This is a genomic window from Campylobacter concisus (genome assembly GCF_050447505.1).
Taxonomy (GTDB): Bacteria; Campylobacterota; Campylobacteria; order Campylobacterales; family Campylobacteraceae; genus Campylobacter_A; species Campylobacter_A concisus_BP.
On record NZ_JALMFZ010000001.1, the window covers coordinates 1914324 to 1940396 of the forward strand.

Below are 26073 nucleotides of genomic sequence, written 5' to 3' on the forward strand. Positions count from 1 at the left end.
AAATGCCCGCTGATTTAAATGATTATTTCAACAAAAAAAAGCCAGGTAATGACAACAGGGGCTCAGGTCAAAATAACGACAAAGAGCCACCTTTTAAAAAGGATTTTAAAATGCCAAATATACCAAGTGGCTTTGGCAAATTTGGTGCGCTAGCCTACATCATAATCGCCATTATCGCGATCCTTGCTATCACTCAGCCGTTTAAAGTGATACACTCAGGCGAGGTCGGCATCAAAGCCACAGCGGGTAAATATGAGCCAAATCCTTTGCAACCAGGATTTCACTTCTTTTTGCCATTTATCCAAAATATCATCGTAGTTGATACTAGAGTTAGGATCATCAACTACACTTCAGGTGAAGATATGGGCGAGAGCTTGCAAAAGTCTTATCAGGGAGCTGGAATTTTACGCAAAAACTCTATCTCAGTTTTGGACGCTAGAAATTTACCAGTTAGCATCGATATCACCGTGCAATACCGTCTAAATCCAGAAAATGCACCACAAACTATCGCATCTTGGGGTCTTAGCTGGGAGAGCAAGATCGTTGATCCTGTCGTGCGCGACGTGGTTCGTAGCATCGCTGGTAAATACACAGCCGAAGAGCTACCAACCAAAAGAAACGACCTAGCAAGGCAGATCGATGAGGGCATAAGAAAAGATATCGACTCACAGCCAAACAAGCCAGTTGAGCTTCTAACAGTGCAGCTTCGCGAGATCATCTTGCCTTCAAAGGTAAAAGAGCAGATCGAGCGTGTCCAGATCGCTAAACAAGAGGCTGAGAGGACAAAATACGAGGTTGAGCGTGCAAATCAAGAGGCTCTAAAACAAGCTGCCCTCGCAGAAGGTAGCGCAAAAGCTGCTATCATCGAGGCAAAAGGTAAGGCTGATGCTATCAAGATCGAAGCTGATGCGACTGCGTATGCAAACAAAGAGATCGCAAAAAGTGTCGATCAAAATTTATTAAATTTAAAACAGATCGAGACACAAAATAGATTTAACGACGCTCTTAAAGAGAACAAAGATGCCAAAATTTTCTTAACACCTGGCGGAGCTGTGCCAAATATCTGGCTAGATGCAAAAGATAGAGCAAAAGCTAGCTCGGTTAGCGAAAGGTAAAAATGAATAGCGTAGCAAAAAGTATAGACTGGCAAAAGGTTGGTGGATTGCTCCCGGTGGTGGTTTGCGATCACGCTACAAACGAGGTTTTGATGCTTGCTTATATGAACGAAGAAGCACTAAATTTAAGTCTATCTAGCCGCTACGCTCACTACTTTTCACGCACTAAAAATAGAATTTGGAAAAAAGGCGAAGAGAGTGGCAACACGCAAGAGATCAAGGCTGCGTTTTTAGACTGCGACAACGACACTTTGCTTTTAAAAGTCATTCAAAATGGAGGCGCTGCTTGTCACACTGGGGCAAGGTCTTGCTTTTTTAACGAGATAAATTTAGAAAATTTAGAAATTTCAGATGAAAAAAGCGAGGTTAAAAAGCCAAGTTACGGCGTCATTGACGAGCTTTATCACGTTATAGAAGATAGAAAGCTAAATGCTGATCCGCAAACTTCATACGTGGCAAGCCTTTTTAAAAAGGGTGAAAATCAAATTCTAAAAAAAGTTGGCGAAGAAGCTACAGAGCTTGTCATGGCGGCAAAAGAGCTTAGTTTTGCCAAGCAGATAAAACAAGATGAGCAAAAAGCAAAAAATGACCTCATCTATGAGGCAGCCGATCTTTGCTTTCACGCACTTGTGGCACTTTCAGCCCACAACATACATCCAGATGCCGTCAAAAACGAGCTTGCAAGGCGTTTTGGCATGAGTGGCATCGAAGAAAAAAGATCGCGAGATGTTAAATAGCATCAAGCACAACATACTTTTCATACTTCAAAACGCCAAACTTATCGACTTTCTAGCCTATGGTTGGGTTTTTTTAGCATTTGTATTTATCGTGCTTTTAGGAATTTTTGTTGCGATAAAATCATGGTGGCAGATAGGATTTTTATTTATCCTAGCTGGTTTTTTAGGACTTTTCGCAGGCAACTACTATGCAAACAAATATATAAATGAAAATCTAAGATCAGTTAGCATAAGCAAAATAAATACAAAACAGCTTCAATACGTTGATGCGCTAATGGTTGATTTTAACATCACAAATAATTCAAACTACACATTAAACATTTGCAAAATCGAGCTTGGCTTCTACCTTGGCTCAAAGCAAAGCACGAGAAATTTTCTAAATTCACTAAACCCTTTTGCTAAAAAAAGGATCATTTTAAATGAAGTGCTTTTGCCAAAGCAGAGCAAGCAGATAAGAGAATTTGTCAATGATTTTGCCTTCATTGACTACAATATCACCAAAAAAGCGGAGTGTTTTTGATGAGTTCAAACTACTTTACTATCGTTCATATCATCGTGCTTTTTGCGATCGCACTACTTTCTATTTTGTTTCTTGTGCTCTCGCTTAGAGCTGAGCGAAAGCTATTTTTATCACTACTTTTTACAAATATTTTGGTCTCAACCACGCTTGCCATTTTTTTGATGCTAGTTCTTGATAAATACACCAAAAAAGGCATAGTCGAAGGCGTAAAAAGCGAGCGAGTGTTAAGAAATGAAAGCATCGTCTTTAGAGGTCAAGTAAGAAATGTTGGCAAATTTACCATTAGCAAATGCACCCTTACAATTAAGCTCATAAATCAACCACTAAATAAAAATGACCTCGGTGGCGAGGCGCTATTTAAACCAAGCGGGATCTCATTTTTCTCATGGGTTTTTGGAGGCGATGAGGAGGAGAGACCAAACACTGTGGCATATAAATTTGACGTAGCTCAAAATTTACCAAAGCAAAAAGCAGTGCCATTTACCGTGACTATGCCCTATCCGCCATATTTTAAAAACGGTATGAATATCACAAAACTTAGTTGCTACTAATAAATTTAGATAAATTTTTAGTATTTATTACGTTTTGCAAATAGTCATAGACTGGCTAAATTTCTCTTAATTTAAAAATAGTTCAACTCACAAAAATTTGGCTTATATAAAATAAATTTAAATATGAAATTTTAAACCAAAGCCAAAAGGCAATGGTTTAAAATTTAGTTTTAATGTCTTGAAAGATAGTTTGTATCGTAGTTGTTGCTTAAAAAGTCTTTGTTTTCCATCATGGCAATGTGAAAGTCTTTTGTTGTTTTTATGCCGCTTATTATGAGCTGATCAAGAGCAACTTTCATCTTGTGAATGGCTCTGTTTCTATCAGTATCCCAAACAACGAGCTTGCCGATCATACTGTCATAATACGGCGGTATAGAGTAGTCTTGGTAGATGTGACTATCCATTCTCACGTTGCGGCCACCTGGGCAGACATATTTTGTGATCTTGCCAGGGCACGGAGTGAAGGTGTTTGGATCCTCAGCTGTGATCCTGCACTCGATCGCATGGCCTTTTAGCTCGATGCTCTTTTGTGACGGTAGCTTTTCGCCCTCAGCCACTTTTATCATAAGCTCGATGATATCAAGTCCGCTTACCATTTCACTCACAGTATGCTCGACTTGGAGCCTTGTGTTCATCTCGATGAAGTAAAAGTCTAAATTTTTATCAACCAAAAACTCAAACGTACCTGCTCCCTCGTAGCCGATCGCTTTTGCCGCTTTTATGGCAGTTTCATGTAGCCTCTCTCTTGTTTTTTCATCAAGCAAGATGGCTGGGCTCTCTTCGATTAGCTTTTGGTGACGGCGTTGCATAGAGCAGTCACGCTCGCCTATGTGAAGTACGTTGCCGTGGCTATCGCCGATGATTTGAACCTCGATATGGCGTGGGTTTAGGATATATTTTTCCATATACATCGTGCCATCGCCAAATGCACTCATCGCCTCGCTCTCAGCAGACCAAAACGCTTTTTCTAAATCAGCCTCTTTTTCAACCACGCGCATACCGCGTCCGCCGCCGCCTGCCGCAGCTTTTAAGATGACAGGGTAGCCTATCTTTTTAGCTAGCTCTTTTGCAGCTTTTGTATCAGCCACAGCGCCGTCTGAGCCAGGGATGACTGGCACGCCAGCTCTTTGCATGACCTGTTTTGCCTTGCTCTTATCGCTCATTAAAGCCATCGCAGCAACGCTTGGTCCAATGAATTTAATCTTGTGGTGTGAGCAAATTTCAACAAAATTTTGATTTTCACTTAAAAAGCCATAACCTGGGAAGATAGCATCTGCTTCGCTGATCTCAGCTGCGCTTATGATAGCTGGGATGTTTAGGTAGCTGTCGCTTGAGCGCTCTTTACCGATGCAAATGGCCACATCAGCGTATTTTACATAAAGCGCGTCTTTGTCAGCAGTTGAATAAACTACAACGGCTTCTTTGCCCATCTCCTTTATCGTTCGCAAAGCACGAAGAGTGATCTCACCGCGGTTTGCGATTAAAATTCTTTTTAATTCCATTAATTTTTCTCCACGCCAAATAACGGCAATCCAAACTCAACTGGCTGTCCGTCAGAGACTAGCATCTCAGTGATCTGGCAGTCAAACTCAGCCTCGATCTCGTTCATGATCTTCATAGCTTCGATGATGCCCACCACATCGCCTTTTCTCACTCTTTGACCTACTTTTACAAATGGAGCAGCACCTGGGCTTGGAGCAGCGTAGAAAGTACCTACCATAGGAGATTTTATGCTATCTTTTGGCGAATTTGCAGATGGTTTTACCTCTGAGCTAACGACAACATTTACAGGTGTTGGCGCTGGAGCTGCTGCTTGTGCCGCTGGCTTTGCAGGCGCGCAATAATCAGCAAATTTCTCTACCTCGACCTCAAAATCACCACTTTTTATCTTGATATGATTCATCTCCATACCATTAAAAAATTCGATAAGCTCTTTTATATCTTCTTTTTTCATAGAAAATTCTCCTAAATTTTTATATAAGCCCCTAATTGTAGCGAAATTTAAATAAATTTAATTTTTAGCTAGCATAAAATTTGTGCTAAATTCTACTTTTTTCTAGCAAATTTATAATAAAAAATAAGATAAAACTAAGCACAACTAAAACAAAGCTTAAAGCGAGTGCCTGATCGCTTCTGCCGTCATAGACAGCGTTATAGATAGCAAGTGAGATGGTGTCTGTTTTGCCTATGATATTGCCACCTAAAATGAGCGTTATGCCAACCTCGCCAAGCCCTCGCGAGAGCGCTAGGATAAAGGCTGCTGCCACGCTTTTTTGAGGCATAAAGATTGCTTGCATAAATTTACTAGCCCTCTTGCCTGCGCCAAATTTTGCCAAAATGGTATAATCTCGCAAAAACAAAAGGACAGACATGAACGAACTTGAGCTAAAGATGCAAGGCAAGATAGATAGGCTAACAGATAAGACTTTTAGGCTAGATCTTAGGATCGGCGAGGGCTACTTTACAGCGAAATACTTTCTAAAAGTAAATGAGATAATTAAGCAAAACCTGCCTGAACAGCACGTGACGATGCAGTTTTTTCAAAGGCGTGATGATATCGTGCTTTGCGGTATCGACGAGGTTTTAGCGATAATCAATAAATTTGCCAAAAACCCAAGCGAGCTTGAAATTTACGCGCTTGATGATGGCGATATCATAAACGCAAACGAGCCAGTTTTAAAGATAAGTGGCAAGTATGAGGATTTTGGCTTTTTAGAAAACGTCATCGACGCGACGCTTACTAGAAGAAGCTGCGTGGCGACAAACTCCAGAGACGTGATAAAAGCGGCAAATGGCAAGGACGTCTTTAGCATGGCGGACAGACAAGACGACATCTGCACGCAGCCAGGCGACGGCTACGCTTCATTTATCGGCGGTATAAAAAAGGTCGCCACAGACGCTCAGGGCGAGCTTACAGGGCTAAAAGGTGGTGGCACCATGCCTCACGCACTCATTCAAATGTGCGGCGGAGACGTGGTGAAGGCTTGCCAAATTTATGCTAAAACCTTTGAAAACGAGCAGATCACAGCACTAGTTGATTACAACAACGACGTGATAACAGACGCACTAAAGGCTGCAAATGCCCTAAAAGAGAGACTTGGCGCGGTTAGAGTGGATACTAGTAAAAATTTGATAGACAAGTATTTTGAAGGCAAAGATACGAGTAAATTTGACCCACACGGCGTTTGCAAGGAGCTTATATTTGCCCTAAGAGAGGCGCTTGATAAGGCTGGCTTTAAGCACGTTAAAATCGTCGTTAGCTCAGGCTTTAACCCGCAAAAAATGAGCGAATTTGAGGAATTTAACACCCCAGTTGATATTTACGGCGTGGGAAGCTATCTTGTTAAAAATGATATTTGTGGCTTTACAGGCGATCTAGTCGAGTTAAACGGCAAAAGCGAGGCTAAATTTGGCAGGAAAAATTACGCTTCAGATAGACTAAAAAGAGTGAAATTTTAGGAGAAAGATGAAATTTATAAAAATTTTAACGTTTCTAGCGCTTTTTCTAACCGCCTGCACCGCAGCAAACTACGCTAACGCTTTTGAAAAGGTTGGCATAGTTGAAGACGGCGTTTATCGCTTTAGTCAAAATGGTATCGGTGTCAAAAAAGACCTGCTTGTAAAGGTGATCTCAGTGCAAAATGCAGATAGCTCACGCAAAAAGATCATCTCCATGCTAAATATCCCTAAAAAATCTAAAATCACGGACTTTAAAACAAGCGACGCTGGCGTTATGGTCTGGTCATTTTACGAGTTTGAGGGCAAATTTATAACGACAATAATCGTTGAAAATATAAAAAAAGAAGATAGCGATCAAAAACTGCTTAAGATGCTAGAACTTAAGCATCCATTTTACTCGACGATCTTATCTCGAAGAAAAGGTGCTAAAGACGCCATAGACGTGAAATACGTGCTAAATTTCAAAGAGGCAAAGCTGGTAAAATCGTTTCAAAACCACCCTTAAAACTTTATTTTAAATAAATTTCATTAAAATGGCGTAATCAAAAAAAGGATCACCTTTGCATAATCTAAAAACCATAAACGTCGCTCACTCGCCGGACGCTGACGATATTTTCATGTATGCCGCGGTCAAATTTGGCTGGGTTAGCAGTAAAAATTTAGCCTTCACATCAAAGGCGCTTGATATAGAAACGCTAAACGAAGAGGCGTTAAAAGGCACTTATGAGGCCACAGCGATCAGCTTTGCGCTCTATCCTAAAATTTGCGATGAATTTGCGCTTTTACGCTGTGCGGTGAGCTTTGGCAAAGGATACGGACCAAAGCTTATCAAGCTAAAAGATAAGCAGCTAAAGCGAAATTTCAAGGTCGCGCTATCTGGCAAAAACACGACAAACGCCCTGCTCTTTCGCATAGCCTACCCAGAGGCAAGGATCGTTTATAAAAATTTCTTAGAGATCGAAAATGCCGTGCTTAGCGGCGAGGTCGATGCTGGGGTGCTTATACATGAAAGTATCTTAAATTTCTCAGACCAGCTCTGCGTAGAGCGCGAAATTTGGGATATCTGGAGCGAGCTAAACGGCGAAAATTTACCGCTTCCACTTGGTGGCATGGCGCTTAGACGAAGCCTACCGATAACCGACGCGATAGAGTGCGAGAGAGTGCTTAGCGAGGCCGTTAGGATCGCCACTTCGCACAAGCCATTTTTATCTCACATGCTAATGGAGCGAAACCTCATCAGAGTTGGCAAAGACGAGCTTAAAGCGTATCTAAATTTATACGCAAATGACGAGTCAATAAGCATGAACGAAACGCAGTTAAAAGCACTAAATAAGCTATATCAAATAGGCTACGACAAAGGTTTTTTTGAAAAGCCAATCGACGTAAACGACTATCTAATTCCAACTGAATACAACGAAGTAAGGTTTAGCTGATGCAAAGCACGCTTGTCTCACTTGGAGTTGAAACCTTTAAGATCGCCCTTTATATCAGCCTTCCGATGCTACTAAGCGGACTAATAGCAGGTCTTATCATCTCCATCTTTCAAGCGACCACGCAGATAAACGAAACCACGCTAAGCTTCGTGCCAAAAATCTTGCTAGTCGTCGTTGTTATCATATTTTTAATGCCTTGGATGATCTCGATGATGGTTGAATTTACCACTCGCATGCTTGATTTTATACCGGAATTTATCCAGTGACGAGGCTTGTTGATTTTTCTAAATTTACCTCGGTTAGGATAGGCGGCGTGCATGAAATTTTCGAGGTTGATAGCCTTGAAGATCTAAGCTCGCCTCACTTTTTAGGCTCTGTGATGATAGGCGGGGGCAACAACCTTCTTATCTCGCCAAATCCCCCAAAAATGGCGATGCTTGGCAAGAGCTTTGACTATATAAATTTAGAAATTTGTGATGAGAAAATTTACCTTGAGATAGGTGCTGCGACAAAATCCGCTAAAATTTATAACTTCTGCAAGCAAAACAACATAGCTGGCCTTGAGTTTTTAAAAAATATCCCAGGCACTCTTGGCGGACTTATAAAAATGAACGCTGGACTGCTTAAATTTAGCATAAGCGACAATCTCACGCATGTGCGTCTGGCTCGTGGCTGGGTACGCAAAGATGAGATAAGCTTTAGCTACCGTCACAGTGGCATAGATGAGGCCATTTTGGGGGCTAAATTTGAGCTTTCTAGTGGCTTTGACGCGAGCATATCTGAAGCTATAAGCGCAAAAAGGGCAAATCAACCAAAAGGCGCTAGCTTTGGCAGCTGTTTTGTAAATCCTGAAGGGCACTTTGCAGGGGCATTGATTGAGGCAGTTGGGCTAAAGGGATACGTGATCGGCGGAGCGAAATTTAGCGAAGAGCACGCAAATTTTTTGATAAATTTTAACCACGCAAGCTTTGAAGACGCCACTGGCCTTATAAATTTGGCTAGAGCTAGAGTTTTAGAGAAATTTGGCGTAGAGCTTAAGACTGAAGTTTGCATTTTATAAGGATGATGATGAGTGAGTTTTTGAGCGAAGTTTTTACCCTTTCATTTTTATTTATAGCTATCGGTTTTTACGCCATTTATAGGGCTAAAAAGGCGCAAAGTGAGCATGAGAAAAATGTGGCTAGTTATGATAAAAACTTGCTAAATTTTGCCAAAATTTTAGACGTAAAAGATCACATCGACCTAGTTAAATTTGATGAAATTTTAGCTCAGGCCTTAAAAGAAAAATTAATTTTTAAATTTAATAAATCTACCTCACAAGAAAAATTTATCTCTTTTATAAAAGATGAAAATTTTAAAAATAAGCCCCAAATTTCGCAAAATCATATCGACGAAGCTTTTTTAAACCTTTGCGCAAGTTCGCTTGTAGAGCCACTTAAGCTTGCGATACTAAAAAATGAAGATCAAATTTATGGATTTTTGTTTGAAAAAGAGCAGCTTTTTGCTCTTATTGATAGCGCTGCGTTGCTTGGCGAAAATATTATAATTTGCGAGTAAATCAAGTAAAATTCATCTCTTTTTAGATAAAATCAAGCCAAATTTCAACTATAAGGTAAAAAATGGCAAAAGAAAAAGATAGTGACAAAAAGATAGCTATCCCAGAGAGCGAAGCGGACAAGAAAAAGGCGCTTGAGCTTGCGCTAAAGCAGATCGATAAAGCTTTTGGCAAAGGCACGCTTTTAAGACTTGGCGACAAAGAGGTTGAGGCTATCGAGTCGATACCGACTGGCTCACTAGGGCTTGATCTGGCTCTTGGCATAGGCGGCGTTCCAAAAGGCAGGATCATCGAGATCTACGGACCAGAGAGCTCTGGTAAGACCACGCTCACACTTCACATCATCGCTGAAGCGCAAAAAGCTGGTGGAATTTGTGCGTTTGTCGATGCAGAGCACGCACTAGACGTAAAATACGCTTCAAATTTAGGTGTAAATACCGACAACCTCTACGTCTCCCAGCCTGACTTTGGCGAGCAGGCACTTGAGATCGTTGAAACGCTTGCAAGAAGTGGTGCGATCGATCTTATCGTAGTTGATAGCGTCGCTGCTCTTACTCCAAAGAGCGAGATAGACGGCGATATGGGCGACCAGCACGTGGGCCTTCAAGCAAGACTAATGAGCCAAGCGCTTAGAAAGCTAACTGGAATTTTAAGCAAGATGAAGACAACTGTTATCTTCATCAACCAAATTCGTATGAAGATCGGCATGATGGGATATGGCACGCCAGAGACCACAACTGGCGGTAATGCGCTTAAATTTTACTCATCTGTAAGGATCGATGTAAGAAAGATAGCCACACTTAAACAAAACGACGAGCCTATCGGCAACCGCACAAAAGCAAAAGTCGTTAAAAACAAGGTCGCGCCTCCATTTAAAGTGGCTGAATTTGACATTATGTTTGGCGAGGGTGTGAGCAAAGAGGGCGAGATCATCGACTATGGCGTAAAGCTCGACATCATCGACAAATCAGGCGCGTGGTTTAGCTACAAGGCCGAAAAACTAGGTCAAGGCAGAGAAAACGCCAAAGCCTACCTAAAAGAGCACCCAGAAATTTCTGATGAGATAGTAGCGGCGATAAAAGGCTCAATGGGTATAGACCACCTAATAAGCAGCGGTGCAAAAGACGAAGACGACGACACAAACGAAGCAGGAGATGAATAATGGTATTTATTGAAGACGTAGAAGCTCACGAGGTTTTAGACAGCAGAGGCAACCCAACAGTTCGTGCGACAGTTAGACTAAGCGACGGAACCGAGGCAAGCGCGATCGTACCAAGCGGCGCAAGTACTGGTAAGCGCGAGGCGCTAGAGCTTCGCGACAAAGATGTGAGATACGCTGGCAAAGGCGTTTTAAAGGCTGTTTCAAACGTAAATGAAAAGATCGCTGAAGCGATAATCGGCCTTGATGCTTATAACCAAAAAGCAGTCGATGAAGAGATGCTTGAGCTTGATGGCACGCACAACTACTCAAATTTAGGCGCAAACGCAGTCCTTGGCGTATCTATGGCGGTAGCTCGCGCAGCTGCAAAGAGCCTAAATACCCCGCTTTATCGCTACCTTGGCGGTGCAAACGCTAGCATCTTGCCAGTGCCGATGTTCAACATCATAAATGGCGGCGCACACGCAAACAATAGCGTTGATTTTCAAGAATTTATGATCATGCCATTTGGCTTTAGCACATTTAGCGAGGCACTTAGAGCTGCAACTGAAATTTACCACAAGCTAAAATCTATCCTAAACGCAGCTGGTCACAGCACGGCTGTCGGCGACGAGGGTGGCTTTGCTCCAAATTTAAAAGACAACGAAGAGCCACTAAAACTAATCTCACAAGCTGTAAAAGAGGCTGGATATGAGCTAGGCAGCCAGATAAAACTTGCCCTTGACGTCGCTTCAAGCGAGCTTTATAAAGACGGCAAATACGAGCTTGAGGGCAAGAAATTTAGCAGCGACGAGCTTATTAGCTACTATGAAAAACTTTGCGAAAAATATCCGATATTCTCTATCGAAGATGGCCTTAGCGAGGACGACTGGAGCGGTTGGGCTGAGCTTACAAAAAGGCTTGGCAGCAAGGTGCAGCTAGTTGGTGACGATCTATTTGTTACAAATGAGAAAATTTTACGCGAAGGCATCGAGAAAAACATCGCAAATGCGATCTTAATCAAGCCAAATCAAATAGGCTCAGTCACGCAAACTATGCAAACTGTCCGCCTTGCTCAAAGAAACGGCTACCGCTGCATAATGAGCCACAGAAGCGGCGAGAGCGAAGATGCGTTTATCGCTGACTTTGCGGTCGCACTAAACACTGGCGAGATAAAGACGGGTGCTACTTCAAGAAGCGAGCGCAACGCGAAATACAACCGCTTGCTCGAGATCGAGCTTGAGGCGGGTGAGTTTTTAGGGGATAATATTTGAGCGAAATTTTAGATGAATATGGCAAAGAAGATGGCATATTTCATAAAATCATAAAATTTGTTCGGCCGACATTACGCTACGTCATAGCCACCATTTGTGTGGCTATGTTTGCCTTTTACGTGGGCAACATGATGTTTGGCAAACGCTCACTTGATGTGATGCTAAGCCTTCAGAGCAAAAAAGAGAGGCTTAGCGAAGACGTGGAAATTTTGAAAAAACTAAACGCACGTCTGCAAAAAGATTATTTTGAACTACAAGGCCTTGAGCCAGACTCTAATAAAAAGTAGGAACGATGAAGAAAATTTGGTTAGTTTTATCTATCTTAACTGCGAGCTTATGCGCTAGAGAAAACCCATTTATGCCTATTAGCGAGCTAAATACAAGCGTCATGACGACAAATATCGTCGAAAAATATGACAGCTTCAACTCGCTCTCGTTTAAATTTCCAAGCGACGCAGCGCTTTTGATGGATGTGAGCATAAGATATAGGGCGAGTGACGGCAGCATAAAAGAAAAAAGACTAACTGATATAAACAAAACTATCGACTGGAACGATGAATTTGCCCTAAGCAAGATGAAAAATCCAGAGCCAGTCGCAGCTAAAAAGCTAGATGTTTCTGTTACGATGGCAGAGGTGCCAGCTCAAAAGGTGAGCACGCCAGTAATAATAGAAAAAAATGAGACTAAAATTTCAAATAAAGATAGAAATAAAACCTCAGACGTACCAACTCCAAACGTCGTAGTGATCGACCTTGGCACAAAAAAAGCAAAAGAGCCAGCTAAGCCTGAGCAAAAGGTAGTAGAAGTTAAGATCGAGCCAGCCACAAAACCTGTTGGGGAGATAAAAAGCAGCGAAAAAGAGGTTAAATTCTTAGGGTTTATCAGCTTTTTAGTGCACGAGAAAGAGCTAAATATCATCACAAAAGCTAAAAATTTAAAGCACTTTGCATATGAAAAAAACAAGATCGTGCTTGACTTTGCAAAACTTCCACGAAGCTTTAAAACAAGAAATTTAAAGCTCGAAAACGAGACATTTAAAAACGTCATAATCGGCTGGCACGATAGCTATTTTAGAGTGGTTTTAGAGCTTGATAAGATGCACAAATATAAGCTTGAAGCTGCCGAAAATGGATATGTGCTTAAGCTTTTATAGTTTTTATATTTAAATTTAAGCCTACCTTTTAAATTTCTCTTGGTCGTAACCACATAAAGGTTTAAACTAGTGCAAAAAGCTTTTAGACATGCAAGCTTAAACACCTCACGAATTTACACACACTTTGATAGTGACAAGCTAAAACTCGCTGCTAAAGTAGCTGAGGATCTGGCAAATGAGTAAATTTAAATCAAAATTTATACATTAGTAGCGAGAAAAACGCAAATTTATCATTTTACCACCACAAAACAAGCTACCAAAGGACTTTGCATTGCTAAAAATGCTAAAAAATAAACTCGGCGCACTTGATGAGAAAAGGCTTGATGAGCTGGCGTAAAAGATAGCGATTTTAAATTTAAAGTCGCTTGTCCTTATCCTTCTTTGGGTAAGAAGTTTTAGACACAAACTGCTTTACAAATAGGCAAATTTGGCAAGCAAATTTTACTCTGCTCGCCAAATTTATATCAAACTAACCTATCTTTCTTATCTTTGCAGGAAGTGCTTGTCTAGCGCAAGTACCAACCAGCCAGTCATTTAGGCTAAATTCGCCATTTCTTTTTGGATCAAGAAGTCCAAGCTTGTTGTGATTGACCCCTTTTTCTAAATTTGCTATCCCAAAAGCTGGCTTTCCATCGACGATGTGCGTTCTTATACCAAACTCATCATGGCCAAATCCATGCTCTATGCTGATAACTCCGCTAGCAACGCCGTCAGTTACAAAAGCCTCGCCAACTTGCGCGCCATAAGGCGTAGTCACTTTGACCTTATCGCCTGAGCGAATGCCCTGCTCGCTCGCTACATCTGGCGCTATCCTTACGAAGTTGCTAGGATGCACAGCTCTTAGCCTTGGGCTAACAAAGGTGTAGAAGTGCTGGATATTTGACTTTCTTGAGCTAACTGTGTATTTCCACTCAGAGCGTGGGAAAAATTTCTCAAGCGGCGTGCCGTCACTTGCTACTGGTAGCATCAGACTTGGCACTCCTGGCATAAATTCGCCCGTTACCGAGTGTCTGTGTCCGCCAAGTGGCTCATAGTAGATAGAAGCTGGCGTAGGTGCTGGCACTTTTACGGTTGTTTTATCGCCCTTGTACGCGCTCTCGTAGCTATCATATCTACCGCCTTTTGCTAGTACGTGTGCTACTTTTGGCTTCTCTTCGTCTTTTAGATAAGGATCGAGTTTTGTCATCACTCTTGAAATCTTACTAAGCTTTTTGTCCTCGTCGCTTATATCTTTCACGCCCTCGCCATCAAAGGCTAAATTTGCTAGTGCAGCCGCGTAGTACTGCTCTTTTACGTCAAGGTCCATGAAATTTCCGTCTTTGTCTTTGAAGGCATTTTTACCAAAGCCTTTTAGTCCAAGCCTCTTTGCTACGGCTATATAAAACGCCTCAACGTCGATCACGCCGCCATTTTTATCCTTTGCCTGCTTTGAGCTAACAGCTGGATAGCGCACGACTGAAGTTTTAGCGATCGTTCCCCAAAGAGAGTTTGGAAGCGCCCAGTTTTCTAAATTTACCCCATCTGGCACGATGTAGTCAGCATAGGCGTTTGTCTCGTTCATAAAGGCGTCTATGCCAACAAAAAGTGGTAAATTTTTACTATCTTTTAGCGCGTCTAAAACCGCTCTTTCAAGTCCTGCTTGGCCGTAAAGTACGTTTGTCATGTAATTTATGAAAACTTTTACTTTGTATGGATAGCCAGCCTTGTGGCTTGTAAGCGTTTCGTTTACAAGTGGCATAGAGATAGGGTACCATGGCTGAGTTGATGGATAGCCACTGCCACCAGCTGCTACTTTGCGCTTATACTCAGAGCTTGTTTCGTAGTATTTGCCTGATCTTGATAAATTTAAACCATTTGGCTTATAAGCGCCCTCAAAGCTCTCAAGGTCATATCTGCCCTTTAAAAACTCGTGTGTGCCGGCACTTGCATTGACGTTGCCGCCTTTATAGCCGTAAGTGCCCATTAGCGTGTTTAGACAAAGTATCGCAAAAGTAGTCATACCAGCTTGCGTATGCATCATACCACCATGCACGTTTGTACTCACCTGTCTGCCGTTTTTGGTGAAATTTTCACAAAGCCAGATGATATCTTCAACGCTCACGCCACAAATTTTTGAGTACTCCTCTAAGCTATGCTTATAAGCTGACTCTTTTAAAAGCTGCATCGAGCTTTTAACCTCGACTTTTTTGCCGTCTATTAAAATTTTACCTTTGTAGTAGAGCTTGGCTGGTTCATTTACCTTGTAGCTTTGTATCTTGCCATCTTGCGAGCAGACCTGCCACTCGTTATTGATAAGTGCAAATTTGCCGTAGTCTTTGTGACCTTTTTCGGTGATGACTAGATGCGTGGCGTTGCACCAGTGTATCTCGCCTGCTAGCTTTGCTTGGTCTAAATTTGGCTGGATAAGGTAGTTTGTAGCGTATTTTTCATTTTCTATGATCCAGCGTATCATAGCCATAGCTAGAGCTGAGTCGGTGCCTGGCTTTATCGCTATCCAACGGCCTTTATCTGAAGAGGCGTATTTTACAGCGTTTGTAACGCTCGGGTCTACAACTGCATAGCTAAAGTCATCTCTAGTGCCTCTTGCGTAAGAGAGCATTTTTGCCTGTTTTTGGAAAGGGTTGCCACCATTTGACGGCGAAGTGCCCCAATAGATAACAAATTTAGAGTTTTCATAGTCTGGTTTTGTGTGTGCAAAGCCCTTTGCGTTGTGTGCGATCTTGCCGCCGACCCTAAAGCCACCACCGCAAATTCCGCCGTGTGAGTAGTGATTGATAGTGCCAAATGACTTTTTGACAAAGCGATCAACTATGTCTGAGCGTCCGTCATATAGGTAAAAGCTTAAAAATTGATTGCGTTTGGTGCCGTATTCTGGGTTTTCGCTGTCTATTAGCTCGTCACTATATATCGCTCTTAGCCCATCCACGTGCCCCTCACCAAAGAGATCTCCACCCTCTACGACCTCTTCTACTAGCTGCTCAAAGCTTATGCTCTTCCACTTGCCCTCGCCTCTTTTGCCAACTCTTTTTAGTGGCGTTAGTATCCTTGCAGGCGAGTCTATCATCTCAGGTAATATCGCTCCTCTAGCGCAAACTGTGGCTCGCTTTTCATCTTCGCCGCTTAGTGTTGTGGCAAGCAAAGCGTCGTTTATAGATGTGTCAAAATTTGCCCAGTGTACGTTTGAGAGTGGGTGGTATGGGTTTCCGCTACATCTTAAAACTCGGTCGTTTTTATCATCTACGTGAAGTCTTATGCCACACTTCGTTGTACAGCCGTGGCACATAGAAAAGACAACGCTATGTCCGTCGTTAAGTGAAATTTTGCCATCTTTTACGCTAAATTCAGGCTCTAGTGAGTTTGACTGCGGTTTGTAGTCGTCTTTTTCTCCATCTGCTAGCACAGCGCTCGCGGTTAGTGTTGAGAGTACGGCTGATCTTTTTAAAAATTCTCTTCTTTGCATTGCTTATCTCCTTTTACTGTGCTATCTCTTCGCTCCAGCTGATAACCTTTTTGTATCCATTATCAAGCTCGAGTTTCTTATCGTTTTTAGCCAAAATTTCGCTAACGCCGTGGTAGAACACCTGTGGATTTGTATTTTTAGGGCTATCTATAACCATAGTCTCGTGTGTGGCTAGAAATTTTCTGATATTTGAGTTAGGATCGTTAAGATCGCCTATTATACGGCTACCGCCCACACAGCTCTCTACGCATGCTGGCTGAAGTCCCGCTCTTAGTCTGTGGTCGCAGAAGGTGCATTTATCGGCCTTGTAGGTATGCAAGCTAAGATATCTTGCGTGATATGGACAGGCCTCCACGCAAAGCGCACAGCCTATGCACTCTTTTGTGTCGATCTTTACGATGCCGTTGCTTCTTTGATAGCTTGCTCCTGTTGGACAAACGTCGATACAGGCTGGTTTGTTGCAGTGGTTGCAAAGTCTTGGAAGTGACGCAATGACTGCCATTTTGCCGCTTTTATCCTTTGCCTCGTACTCAGAGACGATGGTCCTAAAAGCACCTGGCTGAACGTCATTTTCCAACATACAGCTCATAGTACATGACTGGCAGCCAACACATCTTGTTAGATCTATCGCCATGCCGTAGCGAACGCCACTACCACTAAAGTCCTTTGGTGCTGCCTTTAGCGCAGTCGTAGCGAAAAATAGTCCTGCAGCTGCGATAAAACTGCGACGAGAGTTTAGGGTCTGTTGCATAAGAAATTCTCCTTTCTTTTTAGAAGTCTTTCTTATTTTAACATAGTAAATTTTTTTTCTAAAGTTTATTTTATCTTTTTACAAAATGTATTAAATTTTGAGAATTTTTGTAGCACTTTGTGAGTAGAATTTGAAGTTGAAATTTAGAGAGAAAAAGATAGAAATTTAGCTTCTATCTTTTTAAATTTATGCTTTATGGTTTAGCATATAAAGACGGATGACTTGCTCGGCAGTCATCTTTAAATTTCTAAGGGCATTATCTTTTCGCATGGCTTCTTCAAGGCTCATTGGCTCATTTAGTATGCAAAAATAGGCATCTATGCCGTGTTTATGGCAGTCTTTGGCGCACCTTTGCACGCTTCCAGCAAGCGCGATGACTGGCTTATGATGCCTCTTAGCTAGCTTTGCCACGCCTGTTGGGGTCTTGCCCATGGTGCTTTGAAAGTCCATGCGGCCCTCGCCAGTGATGACAAGATCGGCCTTTTTGATCTCATCTTCAAGTGCGATGGTCTGCGTGATGATCTCGATGCCAGGCTTGAGCTTCGCTCCCAAAAATGCCACAAAAGCAAAGCCAAGTCCGCCAGCTGCTCCAGCGCCCTTTTGCGTGTGAAATTTGGTGCCATTTTTCTCTTTTACAAGGCTTGCAAAGTGCTTAAGGCCGTCATCAAGCTGCTTTACCATGCGGCCATTTGCGCCCTTTTGTGGTGCATAGACGTAGGCTGCGCCCTTTTGACCGTAAAGTGGATTATCCACATCACAGGCGATTAAAAATTCGCACTCTTTTAGCTCTTTTAGCGCCTCTTCATATGAAAAGTCGCAAATTTGAGCCAGATCCTCGCCTTTGCCCTCAAGCAAAGCGCCGTTTTTATCATAAAATTTAAAACCAAGAGCGCTTAGCATACCTGTGCCAGCGTCATTTGTGGCACTTCCGCCGATGCCTATGATAAATTTCCTTGCACCCTTGCTAATGGCATCTTTTATCATCTGACCAAAGCCAAATGTGCTAGTTTTCATAGGATTTCTCTCATCAGGATTTATAAGAGTAAGTCCTGAAGCGCTTGACATCTCAAGTATGGCAAGGTCGTCTTTTAGGGCATATCTAGCTAAAATTTCAGTCCCAAGTGGGTTTTTAACAATGGTATCTATAAATTTAGCATCAAGCGCGTCAGCCATAGCCTCTACGCTGCCCTCGCCGCCGTCAGCGACTGGTTTTACGACGACGTCGCAAAAATCCTCAAGGGCTTCTTTTATAGCAAGGCCCGCTTCAAGTGAGCTTAGCGAGCCTTTTAATGAATCTATCGCAACCAAAATTCTCATAAAAGCACCAAAGATAAAATATAAACACTGATCATTCCAACAACGCCCATGATAAATGTCATCGCAGTTTGCGTGCGGTATCCTTGATCTGCGGTCATCTTACTAAAGTTTGTCACGACCCAGAAATAGCTATCGTTTGCGTGAGATACGCACATCGCACCTGATGCTATCGCCATGACACAAAGTGCGGCTGAAATTTCGCTCGTAAAGCCAAGTATGTGCATGAGCGAGTTGCCATCGCTAAATGCGCCCATGATAGAGGCTGTCGTGATGATAGCCACGGTCGAGCTTCCTTGAGCTGTTTTTAGGACGGCTGAGATGATGAATGGGAAGAAAATTCCTACCGCTTTTATAGTTGAGGCATTTTCTTTTATGAAATTTACAAAGCCAGCCTCGGTGATGACGTTGCCTAAAACGCCGCCAGCTGCGGTGATAAAGAGTATTGGACCAGCGATCTTTAATGATTCGTTTGTTATATGGTCAAATTCTCTCATCTTTTTAGTTTCAGCTAGTAAAAATACGCAAAAGATCACGCCGATCGCAAGGGCGATGATAGGGTTACCTAAAAATAAAAATATCTTTGGTAAGAGCGCGGCTTTATCAAGCATGCCTTGTTTTGCTAAAACATCGATCACAGAGCCAACCGCCATGAAGATGATAGGCATGATGATAGGAGCAAGGCTCAAAAATCCGCAAGGCAATTTGCCAAATTTCTTTAAAAGCTCCTCGTAGCTAGCTGTTATCGTAGCGTCAGCCTCTTTGTCACTGATAGTTACGCTTTTAGCGATACTTTTTGAAAAGAAATAAACAGCTACCAAAACAGGCACTGAAACTACTGTACCCATGATGATGACAAGAAGTAAATTTCCTCCAAGGCCAAGTGTGCCAGCAGCGGCTATCGGGCCAGGAGTTGGCGGGATGAAGACGTGAGAAGCGTATAGACCGCCACTAAGTGCTACTGACATAGCAACTGGACTTGCTGAAATTTTCTTATAAAGTGCCTCGCGGATAGAGTTTAAGACGACAAAACCGCTATCGCAAAATACTGGTATGCCAACAACCCAGCCCATTATAAGCATGGCAAGCTCAGGGCGTCTTTGTCCGACTAGCTTAACGACCATGTCTGCTAGCTTTAGCGCAGCTCCCGTTTTTTCAAGCACTGTGCCGATGATCGTTCCAAAGATGATGACGATGCCGATGCTCTTAAATGTGCCACTAAAGCCAACGCCTATCATCGCTGGGATCTTGGATAGATCGATACCTGCGACGATCGCGAGTACCAAAGATATACTCATAAGTGCCAAAAATGGATGCACCTTGAACTTTGAGATCATAACGATCATAAGGATGATTGCTATAACAAAACAGACAATCAAAGCTATACCGCTCATGAAAACTCCTTTGTTGTGAGATTTTGCCAGTGATTTTAGCAAAATTTGCTTATATTTTTTCTAATATTTTTAAGTTTTTCTATTAGTTAAATTTTTTTCGTTATTTATCTAAAATTTACTTCATCTGCCCAAATTTAGCCACTTTATAAGATTAAATTTTTAAGGCTATTTTAAAATAACAAAGCCAAGACCAACCTTGTCAGTGTGCCTATCATAGTCAATCAAACTCTCGCCGTATCCTGTAAAATACTGCAAATAGCCATAAACGCCGCTTGAAAATATCGGAAACATATATGAAAGCTCGGCCGCGCCTTTATTTGTTTTATCAAAATGTAAGTTATTTCTTAGCATTAGGCTAAAGATGTGGTCGTTTAGGTTGTAGCTAAGCCTCACATCGCCGTGTCCGATGTATTTTAAGATGTCCTTGTTGTCGCCCTTGTCGCCAACGACTACCCAAGCTCTTGGCGAGACACTAAAGTTGCCATAGACAAAGTCGCTTTGCACATAGGCTCTGTTCCAGCTTCTTGATTTGCTGCCATCTCGTCCGTTTGACTCATGTAAAAGGCCAAATTTTAGGTTTTGGACGCCGATTTTCTCTAGATATTTTGGTGAGGCAAAATTTAAGAAAATTTCTGGCTGATAGTTTGTTTCGCGAAACGGCGATGACTTTTTAGTGATCTGCCACCACGAAGTCTGCGTATATGCCGCTACAAGGCTCTCTCTAAGGCCAAAAACGTCGTAAAATAGCGGCTTTGCAAGGCTTATTTGAAATTTAGTCTCAACGCTCTTTCTGCTGTCATTTGGTATATTTTTCGCATAAGTTATTGGCAAAAGGTAGTTAAATTTATAAAGCTCTATGCCAAGTGCGTTTTGCAGATGGTGGTCAGCCTTGTTTTCTTGTGTGATCTTAGCCTGCTTTACCTTTGCTTCTGGCGTCGCTGGCTCGGTATTTAGGCTAGTCTTGGAAGCTACGCTTTGCGCGTTTATAGAGTTTGCGGCGATGCTTTTATAAATTTGCATAGCACCCTTTATATCGCCACTTTGCTCAAGTGCCTGCGCCCTTTGAAACTCGCTAAGCTCGCTTGCTGTTAGAAGGCTAAAGGCAAGAGCCAAAAATAGTATAAACTTACGCATCCTTTTGCTCCTTTTTTTGAATTTCATTTGCTATTTTGTATTCTTCTGGGAAATTTACGTTAAAAAACTGCTCTTTATTTTCAAAATTTACCACCTTAAGCTTGCAACTTTTTCTTAAAAGACCTATTTTATGCTCATTTTTTAGATAAAGCTCTTTGGCTAATGGGGCTAAATTTGGGCTAAAAAAGCCACAAAGCGAATGTATATGCTCATCATCACCAGCCACGACCATCTCAAATTCATCTTTAAATTTAGCGAGCTCTTCTAAGCTTTTTAGATCAAAAAATGGCATATCAGCTGGGATGATAAAGACGCTGTGATCAAAGCTTTTTAGCACGCAGTAAAGCGCTAACATCGGCGAATACTCCTCGCTGTTCTCATCTTTTATGAGCTTTAGTGGTGGGCTAAATTTCTCAAATTTGGAGCTTACAAAAACCTCATCAAAAACTTTGCTAAATTTAGCGACCTGATAGTGCGTAAGCGTTTCAAAGCCCCCAAATGGAAGCAAGGTCTTATCCTGCCCCATGCGCGAGCTCTTGCCCCCTGCTAAAATGACGCAAGTTTGCATCTTTTATCCTTTTAAATTTTAAAAATTACAAAAGTATAACCAAATTTTCTAACCCATATTGTTTTAAATTTATTATCACTTTACAAAGCTTTGCCCTTAAATTTGCAAAAAAGCGCTTTTGCCAAAACAATGGGCTACTTTCTGGCAGATAAAATTAATTTTTTTACCACGCTAATCATAAAGCTAAGAATAATATAATGGCTTACTTTTAAAGGAGATCACATGAGTGAAAGAAATTTACAAATTTTAGGTTGGATAGGCACGTGCTTATCGGTTGTTATGTACTTTTCATACATCCCACAAATAATGGGCAACCTCGATGGCCATAAAACGCCTTTTATCCAGCCACTAGCAGCTGCGATAAACTGCACGATCTGGACAAGTTACGGCCTACTAAAAGCTAAAAAAGACTATCCGCTTTCAGCTGCAAACTTACCAGGCATAATCTTTGGACTTTTGGCAACTATAACAGCGTTTTAATGCGCTAAAAACCGGTAAATTTGCAAAAAATAGCTGGATTTGCCAGTTAAATTTATTTTATACAAACTCTTCAAATTTCTGTGATATTTCAAAAAGAAAATTAGATGCTAAATAAAAAATAGTCAAATTTTGTCAAAACGTAAGGCAAAGTATCGTGAGATGGGTTTAATAGTTTTTAGGGCAAATTTCATCTCAAGATTAATGCAAGAATATGTCGATTGCTAGGTCGGATTTATATTTTAAAAATTTAGCGGCAAGATTTTAAGATAGATTTGGATGTTGTGACGAAATTTTCACACAAGATAAAACACATAGTTTATCAAAGTGTGAAAATTTCTAACTCATTCAAAGATACTTAAAAGCTAACGCCTATAAGTCCCTTGGATCGGCGATTTTACCAGCTATCGCGCTCGCCGCCACAACCGCCGAGTTAGCCAGATAAATTTCACTCGTCCTATCGCCCATACGACCGACGAAATTTCTATTTGTCGTTGAGATACAGCGCTCATTTGCGCCCAAAATGCCCATATATCCGCCAAGACAAGCACCACATGTTGGGTTGCTCACAATCGCACCTGCTTCTATGAAAATGTCGATAAGCCCCTCTTTTTCAGCAGCTCTTGCGATCTTTTGCGTAGCTGGAGTGATGATGAGCCTTGTTTTGCGAGCTACTTTTTTGTCTTTTAGAATTTGCGCTGCTATGCGAAGGTCGCTTAGACGGCCATTTGTGCATGAGCCGATAAATGCCTGATCTATAGCTAGATCGTCTCGAACCGCCTGTCTTACGCTCTTGCCGTTGCTTGGCAAAAATGGATATGCGATGACTGGATCAAGGTTTGTGACATCTATCTCTAAAATTTTGTCGTATTTTGCACCCTCATCTGAGTAGAAAAATTTTGGTTTATCGCGTAAATTTTTATCTTTTAAAAACTCTTTTGTGATCTCATCAACCGCAATGATACCGCTCTTTGCGCCAGCTTCGATCGCCATGTTACACATTGAAAATCTATCATCCATGCTAAGGCCATCTATCACCTCGCCGCTAAACTCAAGCGCCTTGTAAAGTGCGCCATCAACGCCTATTTGGCGGATGATCTCAAGGATGAGGTCCTTGCCATAGACGTGCTTATCAAGCTTGCCTTTAAAGACGACTTTGATGCTCTCAGGCACTTTAAACCAGTTTTTGCCAGTGATCATCGCGTAAGCTAGGTCGGTGCTACCCATACCGGTGCTAAATGCCCCAAGAGCGCCGTGCGTACAGGTGTGGCTGTCTGCGCCGATGATGACGTCGCCTGGGATGACTAGCCCTTTTTCAGGCAAAATCGCGTGCTCGATGCCCATATCTTTTTCGTCGAAGTAGTTTTTGAGGTCGTGTTTGTAGGCAAATTCGCGTGAAATTTTGGCTTGATTTGCGCTTAAGATGTCCTTTGTCGGGATGTAGTGGTCCATCACGATGGCAAAGCCGTCTGGGTTGGCTAGCTTTTTAGCGCCACTTCGCTCAAACTGCTTGATCGAGATAGGCGTCGTAATGTCGTTGCCTATGATCATATCAATCTTACTCTCGATAATCTCTCCTGCGCTTACCTCTTTGCCAACGTGATCTGAAAATATTTTTTCGGTGATAGTTTGTTTCATAAATTTCCTTTAAATTTTGAGGCGATTTTAACGAAATTTGTATAAAAAGATATTTAGCCAGCGCTTTAAATCACTATAAATTTGACAAAAAATTTATTATAAAAAATTTGTGCGGATAAGATTTACAAGATAGAATTTTCTTTTTTATATATTTTAAAATTATAATTTAAGCAACTAAAATCAATTCAACGTAAAATTTAGCCTTAAATTTTATGCTAAATCCCTAAAATACTTTGTTTATTACTTTGGATAATTAAATTAATAAAATTTAGCAAAATTTATCATAACAAGCGTTATTTAGCTACTTTTTGCCATTTTTTCTTAAAAATAAAAATTAAGAGATATTATTTAACTTTTATTATAAAATACGCCGAAAATTTTAAAAGGATTTAAGATGAAGAGACTATTTTCTAGCTTGTCTAACAAGATAGCCTTTTTGCTGACAGCTTGGATGCTAATAGGCATAGGCATATTTTTTAGCATAAACTACTCAAATTCCAAATCGGAAAAAATTCAGTCTTACAACAATGTGCGTAAAACTGGACTAAAATCGACGATGTATTTTGTCGATGAGTTTTTAAAATCAAGACTTCACATGGTGCAAAATTTTGCAAAAGAGCTTGAGGATAAAAAGACCTACGCTAGCAAGGACGATATAGCCGAGGCACTAAAGGGTGCGTTTATCATTTCGCCATTTGACGCGCTATTTGTGGGCTATGCAGATAACGGCAACGTCATAAAGACTGATCTTTTGAAAAACAATCAGCCATTTTTGATACCAAATTTTGACGGTCGCACGAGGGCTTGGTTTCAGGGTGCAAGCAGTAGCGGCAAGCCTGGATTTTCAGAGCCATATATAGATGTCACGACAAAGAATTTAACCATCACAGCCTACGCTCCTATCTTTGATAGCAACCACAAGCTTGTAGCGGTAATCGGCGCAAATATCTTCTTAAACGGCCTTAGCGAAGAGCTTTTAGAGATAAAAACAACTAAGACTTCAAACATCATGATCGCCGATGATAACGGCAAAGTGATAGTTCATCCTGATATAAATTTAGTTTCAAAAGAAGATGAAACCTACAAAAACCTCATCAAAGAAAATATGAAAAACAGCATAGATGGCGACAAGGTCTCACTGTTTTTCTATAAAGGCATGAGAAACGTCATCTACTGCCAAAAACAAAAGCTAACAGGCTGGAACGTCTGTATAGTGGCTGATGCTGATGAGTTTGTAGCTGAGATAAAAAGCGCTTCAAACAAGCAAATTTTGATGTTTAGTCTGTTTTTGATCTCAGTCATCATCGCCATCATCGTGGTCGTTAGATACTTCTTAAGACCAGTTTTAACAATACAAAATGGACTAATCGAGGTCTTTAAATTTATAAACAACAAAACTTCAAACGTCGAGCCTATCAAGCTAAAAAGTAACGACGAGCTAGGCGTTATGGCTAGTATCATCAACGAAAACATCGAGAGCACAAAAGAAAATTTAAATAACGAGCGCGAGTTTTTAGCCAAAACGCAAGAATTTGTAAGCAAGATAAAAGGTGGTGACTTTAGAGCAACGCTTGAAGCGACGACAAATAGCCAAGCTCTGCTTAAACTAAAAGAGGCATTTGGCGATCTACGTGACTCACTAAAGACAAATATCGCTTCAAATGAGCACGATATCTTAAAAGCGCTAGAAATTTACTTTAAAAATGACTTTACCGCCAGGATAAACGACGAGGGCGTCATCGCAAAAGGCATTGACGCACTTGGCGACAAGATCGCGCAGATGCTAAAAAATAATGAAGATGTCGCAAAACTGCTAGAAGACCGCGCAAAGGCGCTAAAAGGCTATATGCAGGAGCTTACCACTAAGGCAAACAAGAGTGCTACATCGCTCTCTGAGGGTGCGGCTGCGGTTGAGCAAATGAGCGCATCTATGAGGCAGGTAAATGCAAGATCTGATGATGTCAAAAGGCAATCTGAGGAGATAAAAAATATCATCACCATCATCCACGACATAGCTGATCAGACAAATTTGCTAGCCCTTAACGCTGCCATTGAAGCAGCACGTGCGGGAGAGCATGGCAGGGGCTTTGCGGTTGTGGCTGATGAGGTTAGAAATTTAGCCGAGCGCACTCAAAAAAGCCTTGGTGAGATCGAAGCAAATGCAAATATCCTAACGCAAAACATCGACGACATGAGTGCGGCGATAAACGAGCAAACCATAGCGATCGCTCAGATAAACACTCTAGTTGCTGACATCGACAACCTAACAAAAGAAAATCTCGAAGTGGCAAATCAAACAAACAAGGCCACAAACGAGGTCGATGAGATCGCTGATCAGATCGTAAAAGAGGTCGCTAAAAACAAATTTTAACTTTTGTCCTAGCAAGCCAGCTAGGACATTT

General features: G+C 41.6%; 26 protein-coding genes and 2 pseudogenes. 18 read left to right on the forward strand and 10 right to left on the reverse strand.

The genetic code is table 11. From position 1 onward, the window contains the following. Nucleotides 1-2 precede the first annotated feature (2 nt). Genes MTT09_RS09640 through MTT09_RS09655 form a run of 4 tightly spaced genes read left to right on the forward strand, consistent with a single transcriptional unit; the run spans nt 3 to nt 2923 of the window. Complete coding sequence (locus MTT09_RS09640; RefSeq protein WP_004317857.1) at nt 3-1115, forward strand: prohibitin family protein; 1113 nt, start codon at nt 3-5, stop codon at nt 1113-1115. Between the two features lie 2 nt (nt 1116-1117). Further along, a complete protein-coding gene (gene hisIE, locus MTT09_RS09645) occupies nt 1118-1852 on the forward strand; it encodes a bifunctional phosphoribosyl-AMP cyclohydrolase/phosphoribosyl-ATP diphosphatase HisIE (protein WP_429803648.1) in 735 nt (244 codons plus the stop codon). Next, nucleotides 1842-2372, forward strand: coding sequence for a DUF2393 family protein (locus MTT09_RS09650; protein WP_429803649.1), 531 nt, complete (start codon nt 1842-1844; stop codon nt 2370-2372). The genes hisIE and MTT09_RS09650 overlap by 11 nt, the downstream gene beginning before the upstream one ends. Then, nucleotides 2372-2923, forward strand: a complete 552-nt coding sequence (locus tag MTT09_RS09655; RefSeq protein ID WP_103636268.1) for a DUF2393 family protein — start codon at nt 2372-2374, stop codon at nt 2921-2923. The genes MTT09_RS09650 and MTT09_RS09655 overlap by 1 nt, the downstream gene beginning before the upstream one ends. Nucleotides 2924-3093: 170 nt before the next feature. On the opposite strand, the gene MTT09_RS09660 is transcribed toward MTT09_RS09655, so the two are convergent. The 3 genes from MTT09_RS09660 to MTT09_RS09670 all read right to left on the reverse strand — a co-directional run bounded on the left by MTT09_RS09660 (nt 3094) and on the right by MTT09_RS09670 (nt 5220). Beyond that, a complete protein-coding gene (locus tag MTT09_RS09660) occupies nt 3094-4425 on the reverse strand; it encodes an acetyl-CoA carboxylase biotin carboxylase subunit (RefSeq protein ID WP_107791095.1) in 1332 nt (443 codons plus the stop codon). Then, nucleotides 4425-4877 carry an acetyl-CoA carboxylase biotin carboxyl carrier protein gene (gene accB, locus MTT09_RS09665; protein ID WP_107831557.1) on the reverse strand — a complete coding sequence of 151 codons (453 nt, stop codon included), beginning with the start codon at nt 4875-4877 and terminating at the stop codon, nt 4425-4427. The genes MTT09_RS09660 and accB overlap by 1 nt, the downstream gene beginning before the upstream one ends. Before the next feature lie 85 nt (nt 4878-4962). Further along, nucleotides 4963-5220 carry a molybdenum ABC transporter permease gene (locus MTT09_RS09670; protein WP_107831585.1) on the reverse strand — a complete coding sequence of 86 codons (258 nt, stop codon included), beginning with the start codon at nt 5218-5220 and terminating at the stop codon, nt 4963-4965. A gap of 73 nt (nt 5221-5293) precedes the next feature. On the opposite strand from MTT09_RS09670, the gene MTT09_RS09675 reads away from it, so the two are divergent. From MTT09_RS09675 to MTT09_RS09725, 11 genes and pseudogenes are all read left to right on the forward strand, one after another. Continuing rightward, entirely contained in the window at nt 5294-6382 is a 1089-nt protein-coding gene (locus tag MTT09_RS09675) for a nicotinate phosphoribosyltransferase (protein WP_429803650.1), read from the forward strand. A 7-nt stretch (nt 6383-6389) separates the two neighbouring features. After that, on the forward strand, nt 6390-6887 hold the full coding sequence (locus tag MTT09_RS09680) for a chemotaxis protein (protein WP_148824900.1): 498 nt from the start codon (nt 6390-6392) through the stop codon (nt 6885-6887). Between the two features lie 112 nt (nt 6888-6999). Beyond that, nucleotides 7000-7815: a menaquinone biosynthesis family protein gene (locus MTT09_RS09685; RefSeq protein WP_429803734.1), complete on the forward strand. Its 816-nt coding sequence runs from the start codon at nt 7000-7002 to the stop codon at nt 7813-7815. Continuing rightward, nucleotides 7812-8081 (forward strand): flagellar biosynthesis protein FliQ, encoded by a 270-nt coding sequence (gene fliQ, locus MTT09_RS09690; RefSeq protein WP_223154231.1) that lies wholly within the window; start codon nt 7812-7814, stop codon nt 8079-8081. Before MTT09_RS09685 ends, fliQ begins: the two co-directional genes overlap by 4 nt. Next, nucleotides 8078-8875 carry a UDP-N-acetylmuramate dehydrogenase gene (locus MTT09_RS09695; protein WP_429803651.1) on the forward strand — a complete coding sequence of 266 codons (798 nt, stop codon included), beginning with the start codon at nt 8078-8080 and terminating at the stop codon, nt 8873-8875. Before fliQ ends, MTT09_RS09695 begins: the two co-directional genes overlap by 4 nt. Nucleotides 8876-8883: 8 nt before the next feature. Next, a complete protein-coding gene (locus MTT09_RS09700) occupies nt 8884-9372 on the forward strand; it encodes a hypothetical protein (protein WP_429803652.1) in 489 nt (162 codons plus the stop codon). Between the two features lie 62 nt (nt 9373-9434). Further along, entirely contained in the window at nt 9435-10532 is a 1098-nt protein-coding gene (gene recA / locus MTT09_RS09705) for a recombinase RecA (protein WP_002940852.1), read from the forward strand. Beyond that, nucleotides 10532-11782, forward strand: a complete 1251-nt coding sequence (gene eno, locus MTT09_RS09710) for a phosphopyruvate hydratase (RefSeq protein ID WP_429803653.1) — start codon at nt 10532-10534, stop codon at nt 11780-11782. Before recA ends, eno begins: the two co-directional genes overlap by 1 nt. Before the next feature lie 104 nt (nt 11783-11886). Beyond that, the gene (locus MTT09_RS09715; RefSeq protein ID WP_180385140.1) at nt 11887-12069 is read left to right on the forward strand and encodes a hypothetical protein; all 183 of its coding nucleotides are present in this window, start codon (nt 11887-11889) and stop codon (nt 12067-12069) included. A 5-nt stretch (nt 12070-12074) separates the two neighbouring features. After that, the gene (locus MTT09_RS09720) at nt 12075-12935 is read left to right on the forward strand and encodes an AMIN domain-containing protein (protein WP_429803654.1); all 861 of its coding nucleotides are present in this window, start codon (nt 12075-12077) and stop codon (nt 12933-12935) included. A gap of 66 nt (nt 12936-13001) precedes the next feature. Next, nucleotides 13002-13118 (forward strand): annotated as a pseudogene (locus MTT09_RS09725) (integrase); the annotation flags it as partial. A gap of 286 nt (nt 13119-13404) precedes the next feature. On the opposite strand, the gene MTT09_RS09730 reads toward MTT09_RS09725, so the two are convergent. The 6 genes from MTT09_RS09730 to MTT09_RS09755 all read right to left on the reverse strand — a co-directional run bounded on the left by MTT09_RS09730 (nt 13405) and on the right by MTT09_RS09755 (nt 21556). Beyond that, nucleotides 13405-16395, reverse strand: coding sequence for a molybdopterin dinucleotide binding domain-containing protein (locus MTT09_RS09730; protein WP_429803655.1), 2991 nt, complete (start codon nt 16393-16395; stop codon nt 13405-13407). A gap of 13 nt (nt 16396-16408) precedes the next feature. After that, nucleotides 16409-17146, reverse strand: a complete 738-nt coding sequence (locus tag MTT09_RS09735; protein WP_103574068.1) for a 4Fe-4S dicluster domain-containing protein — start codon at nt 17144-17146, stop codon at nt 16409-16411. A gap of 186 nt (nt 17147-17332) precedes the next feature. Continuing rightward, entirely contained in the window at nt 17333-18463 is a 1131-nt protein-coding gene (locus MTT09_RS09740; RefSeq protein ID WP_429803656.1) for a glycerate kinase family protein, read from the reverse strand. Beyond that, complete coding sequence (locus tag MTT09_RS09745; RefSeq protein ID WP_103571842.1) at nt 18460-19854, reverse strand: GntP family permease; 1395 nt, start codon at nt 19852-19854, stop codon at nt 18460-18462. Before MTT09_RS09745 ends, MTT09_RS09740 begins: the two co-directional genes overlap by 4 nt. A gap of 165 nt (nt 19855-20019) precedes the next feature. After that, a complete protein-coding gene (locus MTT09_RS09750) occupies nt 20020-20988 on the reverse strand; it encodes a phospholipase A (RefSeq protein ID WP_429803657.1) in 969 nt (322 codons plus the stop codon). Continuing rightward, complete coding sequence (locus tag MTT09_RS09755; RefSeq protein ID WP_429803658.1) at nt 20981-21556, reverse strand: molybdenum cofactor guanylyltransferase; 576 nt, start codon at nt 21554-21556, stop codon at nt 20981-20983. Before MTT09_RS09755 ends, MTT09_RS09750 begins: the two co-directional genes overlap by 8 nt. 222 nt (nt 21557-21778) lie before the next feature. On the opposite strand from MTT09_RS09755, the gene MTT09_RS09760 reads away from it, so the two are divergent. Next, nucleotides 21779-22036: a SemiSWEET family transporter gene (locus MTT09_RS09760; protein WP_087583541.1), complete on the forward strand. Its 258-nt coding sequence runs from the start codon at nt 21779-21781 to the stop codon at nt 22034-22036. 369 nt (nt 22037-22405) lie between these two features. Here MTT09_RS09760 and leuC read toward each other — a convergent pair whose 3' ends face one another. Then, on the reverse strand, nt 22406-23671 hold the full coding sequence (gene leuC / locus MTT09_RS09765) for a 3-isopropylmalate dehydratase large subunit (RefSeq protein ID WP_429803659.1): 1266 nt from the start codon (nt 23669-23671) through the stop codon (nt 22406-22408). Between the two features lie 556 nt (nt 23672-24227). On the opposite strand from leuC, the pseudogene MTT09_RS09770 reads away from it, so the two are divergent. Beyond that, nucleotides 24228-24764: pseudogene (locus MTT09_RS09770) on the forward strand (cache domain-containing protein); the annotation flags it as partial. Between the two features lie 753 nt (nt 24765-25517). Then, entirely contained in the window at nt 25518-26042 is a 525-nt protein-coding gene (locus MTT09_RS09775; RefSeq protein ID WP_103575376.1) for a methyl-accepting chemotaxis protein, read from the forward strand. The last annotated feature ends 31 nt before the right edge of the window (nt 26043-26073 follow it).